Origin of the sequence: Lentilactobacillus parabuchneri DSM 5707 = NBRC 107865 (assembly GCF_001435315.1) — a bacterium.
GTDB lineage: Bacteria > Bacillota > Bacilli > Lactobacillales > Lactobacillaceae > Lentilactobacillus > Lentilactobacillus parabuchneri.
This window is the reverse complement of record NZ_AZGK01000027.1, coordinates 1-6,112: the sequence shown is the minus strand read 5'-3', so window position 1 is coordinate 6,112 and position 6,112 is coordinate 1. Positions and strand designations below refer to the sequence as shown.

The window sequence follows — 6,112 nt, the reverse complement described above, 5'->3', positions numbered from 1 at the left end:
CCTGTCTCAAATATTGACTTCAATCCACTCAAGGCCGTGGTCAAAATGAAGACGGCCAGGCATTTGAAGTTGTCCCAACCAGTGAACAACAACGGATTACGAACCTATTAAAGAATAGTCTTAAGAATTAAGGAGTAGAGCTTTGAATAATTCGTCAGAAACAGTAAATAACACGATTGATTTGAGTCGCTTAATGGCGATCCTACGCAAGCACTTCAAGATGCTGATTGCCTGGACCCTACTTGCCGGGGTGCTGGGCTTCGTGGTTGCTCAGTTTGTAGTGGTGCCAAAGTATACGGCGACAACTGAGATCTTGGTTAACCAGAAGCGCAGCAATGATAATAACGGGCAAGCCTACAACAATCAGCAAAGTTAGTATAGTTTTATGAGGGAGGAAAGGTATTTTGAAATTAGCAATTTTTGCGCCAAACGTTTTACCAGTTCCCGCTTTAGACGGCGGAGCGGTTGAGGAGTTGACAACTTATATCATTGAAGAGAATGAGCAAAAGCATTTATATGATATAGACTTGTATACCATTGATAATTGTAATAGACTTTCTAATTTCAAATTTAAATATACTAATATTTTACAAATTAAATATAAGCCTAATCAGACGAAGCAACACTTTATAGATATATTGAATAAATTTCTAATAAGAATGCCGAATGGTCGGGTTATATCTGACTTTAGTGAATGTTTAACTCATAATTTTAAGAAAAATTTCTATGATGCAGTTATTGTTGAAGACAATAGAGAAGTATTTAACACTATTGTTCGAAAAATAAATCAAGAAAAATTAATATTTCATGTTCATGATGATATTTATCCGCCCGAGGATGATATCAACATAATTCAACGACTGATTCATCCTGCAGGATATAATATGATTAAGGGCATTATTAATTCTTCAGATAAAATTATAACTGTTAGTCGTTATTTGGAAAAAAGGTTTGAAAAATATGGAGCTAAAAACGCTGTGACTCTTTATAATGGTGTTTTAAGTGAGAAATTGATCCCTACATCATTAGAAATTCAAGAGTCTTGGAAGAAAAGACTTAATATATCTAATAAAGATATTGTTTTTACTTTTATTGGGCGTTTTATCAGTGATAAAGGTATTGATCAATTCTTAAATTCATTAAAATTATTGAAAGATTGTACAAATTTGAAATTTTTAATAGTTGGGAAAAATTGGTTACATTCTCATGCAGAAAATGAATATATTTCTGAGTTAAAAAGTATTGTAGCGTCAATGTCATATGACTTAAAATCAAGAATAATTTTTACTGGCTATGTTGATCATAAAAAGATTAACGAAATATATTCAATTTCAGATTGTATTGTTATACCATCGCAATGGGAAGAAGCCTTTGGCGTAGTCGCTTTAGAAGCAATGACTATGGGGGTACCAGTTATTGCTTCTAAGTCGGGGGGCTTACCTGAAGTGTTAGGAAATAGTGCATTAATAATAAATCGTGGGGTTGATTTTGTAGAAGAATTATCGAAGGCGATTCGCCAGCTGTATTTAAACCCTGATTTAAGAATTAAATTAGGAGAAGTTGGAAAGAAAAGAAGTAATCGATTCCCACAAACGAAGGAAGAATATTTTAATGATTTTAGCAAAATTGTAAGATTAGGTGGGTTATGAGTAAAAATAAGCCAAGTATTTTTTCTGGATTCTTTTGGAAATTTAATGAGCAAATTACAAGTCAACTGGTTTCGTTTATTGTTTCTATTGCTTTAGCCAGAATTTTAGCGCCTAAAGAATATGGAGTAGTTGCTTTAGTAAATGTATTTATAGTCTTAATGGAAGTCTTTGTAACTACTGGATTTAGTTCTGCGTTAATTCAAAAAAAGAATGCAACGAGATTAGATTTTTCAACGTTATTTTATTGTAGTTTTATATTTTCAATAATTCTCTACATAATAATTTTCTTATGCTCAGGACTGATTGCTAAGTTCTATCATAACGAAGACCTTATCCCAGTTATTAAAATTTTAAGCTTAAGACTACCGATTTCAGCTTTTAGTTCAATTCAAATGGCATATGTTTCTAGACATATGGCATTTAAGAAAATTTTCTTTTCTACAACTATTGCAACAGTTATTTCGGGTGTTTTAGGCATTTCCTTAGCTTATATGAATTTTGGTGTGTGGGCATTAGTATGGCAGGGATTAACTTCTGTATTATTTCAAACTATTGTTTTATTTTTTGAAATTTCTTGGCGACCGTACTGTGAATTTTCTATGTCTGAAGCTAAAATATTAATGAATTATGGTTGGAAAGTATTAGCTGCTAACTTTTTGGGAACATTTTTTTTGCAGTTTAGGTCTTTAATCATTGGACGATTTTATAATGCAGTGGATCTTGCTTACTATAATCGAGGTTCACGTTTTCCGGAACTAATATCAAACAATGTTGATGGAACAATATCCACAGTCCTTTTTCCGGCTTTATCTCAATATTCGGATGATTTAAATAAATTGAAAGAGATGACTAGACGATCAATGAGAATGTCATCGTTTGTAATTTTACCATTGATGTTTGGTATGGCAGTTGCTGCTAAGCCTATAACAATTTTATTGCTTACTAAGAAGTGGCTACCTTCAGTTCCATTTATGCAATGCTTATGTGTTGCATTTTGTTTTAGCACTATTTCTAATGCAAATATGCAAGCATTAAAAGCTAGTGGGCGAAGTGATGTACTTTTAGAATTAGAGGTTCTAAAGAAACCAGTTTACTTAGTATTTATACTTAGTTCAATAAAAATAAGTGTCCTAGCAGTAGCGGTTTCCATGGTATTAAATAATTTTATAGAAATGTTGATTGATATTTTACCTAATAAGTGGGTGATTAAGTACCCATATAAGGAGCAGTTTAAGGATGTTTTCCCGGCTTTTCTGTTAGCCATTATAATGGTTCTTTTTATTTATCCTATTGGTTTCTTACACTTAAACTCTATTTTTGAAATACTTTTAGATGCCCTAGTAGGATCTATTGTATATTTAAGTGGTGCTTATTTGTTGAAACTTCAGCCTTTGTTTTATCTTTTGAACTATTTAAAGCATTTATTATAAGGTAAGCAGTCAATAACGATACGTATTGAAAACGGGCTCTTTGTCAATCGGTAAAGATGAAGAGATTTTTGAGAACTAGACTAGGCCACATTGGCTATTGGTCTAGTGGATTGAAGTCAATATTTGAGACAGGTATTTTATGTTTGGGATATTATAAAGGTATTGGGACGATCGATCGCTTTGATCCGTTTTTATCCTATAAAGTCGGGTACACTAAATTACCTAGTGAAAAAGAAATTTCTCCTAACAATAAGGCGACCAATGGTTACTGGACCGCTTGGTTCACCGATAATGCGATGGGGAATGAATGGACCAAATTAACCTTAACGACGGGGCTTAATCCTGGGGTCAAAGATCCTTATGTGATGGCTTATCATAAGGGCAGTTATGTTAAAGTTGCACGTATTGTGCCTCGCACCTACATTAATCAGACTTATGTTAGCAACTTAGCAGCGCTAGACGCCTTGTTAAACCATAAGGGAAATACAGCGACTAACAATCATGACCTTAAGAAGTATAAGACTCAAATCCATATATCCGATACTGTCCAGCAGTTAGTGACTGAATAAGCCGACGTTTAAGTGATTTAAATTGATAATCTAGCCATTAAAATCAATTGTCACAAGTCAAAACGCTTATATTATCAGAAATCTATCAGGTTAGCCAAGGCTACTCTGATAGATTTCTTGCGTTAAAATAGGTCTATATCAACGATGCCAGAATAACTGGCTTGTTAACTTAGACTAATCGGCTTAAATTTTAGGAGGGATATGTATGAACACTAAGAGTCTACCCTAATGTAATCACTGAAAACGACTAATTTCATTAGTTACAATTAAGTGTTCCAGCGACGTTCTTAAATTATCCGTAATTAATTCACCTTAACCAATCACGCTTTGAACGTCATGAATGCAATAATCGTTAACGGCTTCTTGAAAATAATTGACTAATGAACTGAAAATATATCCCTCAACATTACTTCTCTTACTTCTATTAGCGGTCATGACAATTCTTTGAATATCGACTGCCATATTTTCATAACGATTGTTGATCTCAAAACTTAAAGCAAGTTGGCTGTTTATAACGTTTCTAGCTTGTTTCTTAACTACATTTTTAGCCTTGAACACCATGCCACTTAATTGATAAAGCTTTTTAGGATCATTAAAGGATAAGGCTTTGAGCATGTTAACTGTTCGTTTGCTAAAGCCTGCTTTAGTCTCTAGTGAATTACTTAAAGCATTTATTTCAAGTTCGTTTAATTTTTTCTGTTTGGCTGCCTGTTTTTCTTTTTGAGTGATAGCAACAATTTTTTTAGAATTAATCTCTGAACAGGTATCTCTTGTATTATCTGTTATATATTTATCTGTTAAAGTACTCTTGTTAGAAGGTAAATTCTTCCCAAAGGAAGAGGTAATTTCTTCCTTAACGGGCATAGAAGTACTTTTTTCATTCTCAAACTTTGGTAAGAATAATTTGGAGGCAGCGTTAAATTGATGTTTTACAATTAGATAACCTTTTTTCACCAAACTCTTCAAAATTTTAGTAACGGTCTTAACAGTTACGTCTAAATATTCAGCTAACTCTTCACGCTTAAAAATAATATAACTATCGCCAAACTTCTTATCAAAGAAATCTTTATTATTCTTACTTGCCTTCATACGGTCACAAAGAAGTGAATAAGTTAGAATTTCATTTGCACCCTTTAAATTTGAACCTTTGAAGTAATCCATTTCTACTTTGATAAACATAATTACATATCTCCCTTTTGAGAGTAAGAAAAAAGGGTACAAGTTGTTTAACTTGAAACCCTTTTAACTTTTGCAATTATGTATCACTCTTGCATTAATCAATCTCATTTCATATAATAGAAGAAGTAGGAATTACATTCCGAAACCATCTTTCAAAATATGTTTATGAAATTGGCGCTAAAAGGCTTCAAGTGGCGATAGCACTTGTTAGCTGATTAAGCAAGTTTGTGGTAGGACTTGCTTAATCAACGCCTTTTTTTCGTACTCGTATATTTAATTGACATAATTATAACTCAATGAAAATATTTACACAATCTATCTAAATAACCATTTCCAAAAGCTCTCTCTCGTCTCATTAGAGGGCTTTTCGTTTTGCTTGCTTGTATTTATATCTGGATTGCTTTTATCGCCCTTAGAATCGTTCTCACGGCTTTGTGTGGTATCATTCTTACTTTCAAGCAATTTCTGACTGCTTAAATTTAATTGTTGTTGTTGATCTAACAGTTTTTGAAATCTGTCTATCTCTTTATTCTTTTGCTCCAATTCATTTTTTAAGACTGATATTAATTCTTTATCNTGACAGTTCGTTCATAGAATGAACATCACTACTCTTAATGCCTTTAATTATGCGTGCTTTCTGCTGTTCATTAAAGAGTAAGGCTCGACCGTTCTTTGAATATTCATGAATATTATTGTCTCGAATAAATCTCCAAACCTTTGTTTTGTCAATTCCTATTAAATTAGCTATTTGCTTCATTGTATACGTTTGTTTATTATCGTTCATTTTCATTCTCCGTTCATTCAACGACTGTTCAAACAAATAATAACATGATTATTCAGCTAACACGCAAACAATGCACGAGAATGCGTTTATATGACGTTATAAAATACAGATTTTATTAGATACAAAAAAGCACCACTCAATTAATGAGCAGCACCTTTCTGTATATACAATTGATTTAATGGCCTGAACAATAGAAAGTAGGCTAGCTTTATTTTAACTAATTTCTTTTTAATTGCAACAAAAAGCGCCACTCGATAGTAAAATGGCGTTTTTGTTGACAATAATCTCATTCAGTTCAGAAAATAGAAGATCAACTATATTTTAACCTATCTGTTTTAAAATGCAATATTAGCTTATCTCTTTTAAATTTCAATACCAATAAAAAAGCGCCATTCATTTCTGAATGACGACTTTTCTAGCATGCAAAACAACATATAATCAATAACTATATTTTAATTTGATTGATCAAAACATGGATGTAAGCTGATTCCTGAGACAACT

At 32.5% G+C, this 6,112-nt stretch carries 5 protein-coding genes and 2 pseudogenes; 5 read left to right on the top strand and 2 right to left on the bottom strand.

Annotation, left to right across the window (positions count from 1 at the left end):
• Window positions 1-29: 29 nt before the first annotated feature.
• The 5 genes and pseudogenes from FC51_RS12740 to FC51_RS11845 all read left to right on the top strand — a co-directional run.
• Window positions 30-131 (top strand): annotated as a pseudogene (locus FC51_RS12740) (LCP family protein); the annotation flags it as partial.
• Between the two features lie 11 nt (window positions 132-142).
• Window positions 143-376, top strand: coding sequence for a Wzz/FepE/Etk N-terminal domain-containing protein (locus tag FC51_RS11860; protein ID WP_057911389.1), 234 nt, complete (start codon window positions 143-145; stop codon window positions 374-376).
• A gap of 28 nt (window positions 377-404) precedes the next feature.
• Complete coding sequence (locus FC51_RS11855) at window positions 405-1,649, top strand: glycosyltransferase family 4 protein (RefSeq protein WP_057911388.1); 1,245 nt, start codon at window positions 405-407, stop codon at window positions 1,647-1,649.
• Entirely contained in the window at window positions 1,646-3,079 is a 1,434-nt protein-coding gene (locus FC51_RS11850) for a lipopolysaccharide biosynthesis protein (protein WP_057911387.1), read from the top strand. The genes FC51_RS11855 and FC51_RS11850 overlap by 4 nt, the downstream gene beginning before the upstream one ends.
• A 143-nt stretch (window positions 3,080-3,222) precedes the next feature.
• Window positions 3,223-3,648: a hypothetical protein gene (locus FC51_RS11845; RefSeq protein ID WP_225355081.1), complete on the top strand. Its 426-nt coding sequence runs from the start codon at window positions 3,223-3,225 to the stop codon at window positions 3,646-3,648.
• A gap of 312 nt (window positions 3,649-3,960) precedes the next feature.
• Here FC51_RS11845 and FC51_RS11840 read toward each other — a convergent pair whose 3' ends face one another.
• Together FC51_RS11840 and FC51_RS12615 are read right to left on the bottom strand one after the other, a co-directional pair.
• The gene (locus FC51_RS11840; protein ID WP_146971982.1) at window positions 3,961-4,827 is read right to left on the bottom strand and encodes a replication initiator protein A; all 867 of its coding nucleotides are present in this window, start codon (window positions 4,825-4,827) and stop codon (window positions 3,961-3,963) included.
• A 577-nt stretch (window positions 4,828-5,404) separates the two neighbouring features.
• Window positions 5,405-5,611 (bottom strand): annotated as a pseudogene (locus FC51_RS12615) (replication protein B); the annotation flags it as partial.
• Window positions 5,612-6,112: the final 501 nt, after the last annotated feature.